Source organism: Huijunlia imazamoxiresistens (assembly GCF_037132455.1).
GTDB lineage: Bacteria > Bacteroidota > Bacteroidia > Chitinophagales > Chitinophagaceae > Flavisolibacter > Flavisolibacter imazamoxiresistens.
Genome location: NZ_JBBBEI010000071.1, coordinates 1 through 3,240, shown reverse-complemented (window position 1 = coordinate 3,240; position 3,240 = coordinate 1). Strand labels below are relative to the sequence as shown.

Sequence of the window (3,240 nt, the reverse complement as noted above, 5' to 3'; positions counted from 1 at the left end):
TCAGCTCTTTGACATATTGGGAAAGAAAGGCGTACACTGAACACGTACGCTGAAGAAAAACACGATCACATTTACTTTAAGAATATCACACAAGTAGCAATACAAAGTGGGAAGTCTGAAGCGAAGTGGTCGGGTAACAACTACAATGAAGATTTTTAAAGCAATTAAGGGCACATGGTGGATGCCTAGGCTCTGAGAGGCGATGAAGGACGTGGTAAGCTGCGATAAGCCAGGGGAAGCTGCACACAAGCATTATATCCCTGGATCTCCGAATGGGACAACCCGCTATATTGAAGATATAGCATCCTGTAAAGGAAGCCAACCCCGGGAACTGAAACATCTAAGTACCGGGAGGAAAAGAAAATAATCAAATGATTCCCCAAGTAGTGGCGAGCGAACAGGGAAAAGCCCAAACTCGGGGAGCGTGCTCCCTGAGGGTTGTAGGACCGCATTTAGAAACCAACTTTAAGCGGAACATCCTGGAAAGGATGACCACAGAAGGTGAAAGTCCTGTATGCATACAGGGTTGGGGACGAGCGGTATCCTGAGTAGGGCGGGACCGGAGAAATCCTGCCTGAATCCGCCAGCACCATCTGGTAAGGCTAAATACTCCTCAGAGACCGATAGTGAACCAGTACCGTAAGGGAAAGGTGAAAAGCACCCTGAACAAGGGAGTGAAATAGTACCTGAAACCGTGTGCCTACAAGCGGTCGGAGTCTCGTTTTAAACGAGATGACGGCGTGCCTTTTGCATAATGAACCTACGAGTTGCTCCTCACTGGCAAGGTTAATGTTCTTCAAGAACAGGAGCCGTAGCGAAAGCGAGTCCGAACAGGGCGGTTAAGTCAGTGGGGGCAGACGCGAAACTTTGTGATCTATCCATGAGCAGGATGAAGGGGGGGTAACACTCTCTGGAGGTCCGAACTCATTAACGTTGAAAAGTTATGGGATGACTTGTGGATAGGGGTGAAAGGCCAATCAAACTGAGAGATAGCTCGTTCTCCCCGAAATGTTTTTAGGAACAGCCTCGGATTTTAGAAGTGTGCCAGAGGTAGAGCTACTGACTGGGCTAGGGGGCTTCACCGCCTACCAAACCCTGACAAACTCCGAATGCTGGTACATATCTCCGGGAGTGAGGCTGCGGGCGCTAAGGTCCGTGGCCGAGAGGGAAATAACCCAGAATAGCAGCTAAGGTCCCAAATACGTAGTTAAGTTGATCAAACGCGGTGGGGTTTCAATAACAGCCAGGATGTTGGCTTGGAAGCAGCCATTCATTTAAAGAGTGCGTAACAGCTCACTGGTCGAGAGACCCTGCACGGAAAATAATCGGGCATCAAACTACGAACCGAAGCTCTATGATAGTATTTTTAATACAATCGGTAGGGGAGCATCCCGCCGGCGTTGAAGGTGTATGGTGATGTATGCTGGAGCCTGCGGGAAAGAAAATGTAGGTATAAGTAACGATAAATAAGGTGAAAAACCTTATCGCCGTAAGTCTAAGGGTTCCTGATCAACGTTAATCGGATCAGGGTTAGTCGGGTCCTTAGGTGAACCCGAAAGGGGTAGCTGATGGAAAGCTGGTGAATATTCCAGCACCCGTTTTCGTTTCGATGGGGTGACGCAGTATTGAAAGTTCCCCGCACTTACGGAATAGTGCGGTTAAGTATGTAGCTATAGGCTCTGCAGGCAAATCCACAGAGTTTGGCAAAGTACGAAAGTACACCAAAGCTTCGGCCGCGGTGAGTGAACCTAAAAGCTGCCGAGAAAAACCTCTAAGGCTAGGCGAAGACGGCCCGTACCGCAAACCGACACAGGTAGACGGGATGAATATTCTCAGGCGCTCGGGTGAGCCGTGGAGAAGGAACTAGGCAAATTGACGCTGTAACTTCGGGATAAAGCGTACCACAGTGATGTGGTCACAGTAAAATGGTTCAACCAACTGTTTAACAAAAACACAGGGCTCTGCAAAATCGCAAGATGACGTATAGGGCCTGATACCTGCCCGGTGCTGGAAGGTTAAGGAAGGGTGTTCGGGTGTAAGCCCAAAGCTCCTGACTGAAGCCCCAGTAAACGGCGGCCGTAACTATAACGGTCCTAAGGTAGCGAAATTCCTTGTCGGGTAAGTTCCGACCTGCACGAATGGTCTAATGAGTTGAACACTGTCTCCTCCACGAGCCCGGTGAAATTGTAGTATCGGTGAAGATGCCGGTTACCCGCCACGGGACGGAAAGACCCCGTGAACCTTCACTACAACTTTGCATTGATTCTGAGCAAACGATGTGTAGCATAGTTGGGAGACTATGAAGCCCTCTCGCCAGGGGGGGTGGAGTCACCGTTGAAATACCAACCTTCGTTTGCTTAGGGTCTAATCTCTTACGAGAAACAGTGCATGGTGGGTAGTTTGACTGGGGTGGTCGCCTCCTAAAGAGTAACGGAGGCTTGCAAAGGTACCCTCAGTACGGTTGGTAATCGTACGCAGAGCGCATCAGTAAAAGGGTGCTTGACTGTGAGACAGACAAGTCGAGCAGGGACGAAAGTCGGCTGAAGTGATCCGGTGGTTCCGCATGGAAGGGCCATCGCTCAAAGGATAAAAGGTACTCCGGGGATAACAGGCTGATCTCCCCCAAGAGCTCATATCGACGGGGAGGTTTGGCACCTCGATGTCGGTTCGTCACATCCTGGGGCTGGAGAAGGTCCCAAGGGTTCGGCTGTTCGCCGATTAAAGTGGCACGTGAACTGGGTTCAGAACGTCGCAAGACAGTTCGGTCCCTATCTGTGGTGGGCGCAAGTAAATTGCGAGGACATGACCTTAGTACGAGAGGACCGGGTCGTACGTACCGCTGGTGTATCTGTTGTGCCGCCAGGTGCAGTGCAGAGTAGCTATGTACGGAAAGGATAAACGCTGAAAGCATCTAAGCGTGAAACCTGCCTCAAGATGAGTTTACTTTTAAGAGCCGTCAAAGACGATGACGTTGATAGGCTACAGGTGTAAAGCTGGTAACAGTCTCAGCCGAGTAGTACTAATTGCTCGTATGCTTTAATTTTATTTTCTTCACTACCGTGCTCAGCACTCCTCTTCTTTTCCAATATGTTAACTTATTGTCAGCGATGACTTAAGATATTATGGTGGTTATACCAAGGGTGTTCACCTCTTCCCATTCCGAACAGAGAAGTTAAGCCCCTTCTGGCCGATGGTACTGCATTTAGTTGCGGGAGAGTAGGTAGCTGCCATATTTATTCA

At 49.5% G+C, this 3,240-nt stretch carries 2 rRNA genes; both read left to right on the top strand.

Annotated elements, in window-relative coordinates:
- Positions 1-154 precede the first annotated feature (154 nt).
- Positions 155-3,043: ribosomal RNA gene (locus V9K67_RS26825) — 23S ribosomal RNA — on the top strand.
- Positions 3,044-3,121: 78 nt separating this feature from the next.
- Positions 3,122-3,233: ribosomal RNA gene (gene rrf / locus V9K67_RS26820) — 5S ribosomal RNA — on the top strand.
- The last annotated feature ends 7 nt before the right edge of the window (positions 3,234-3,240 follow it).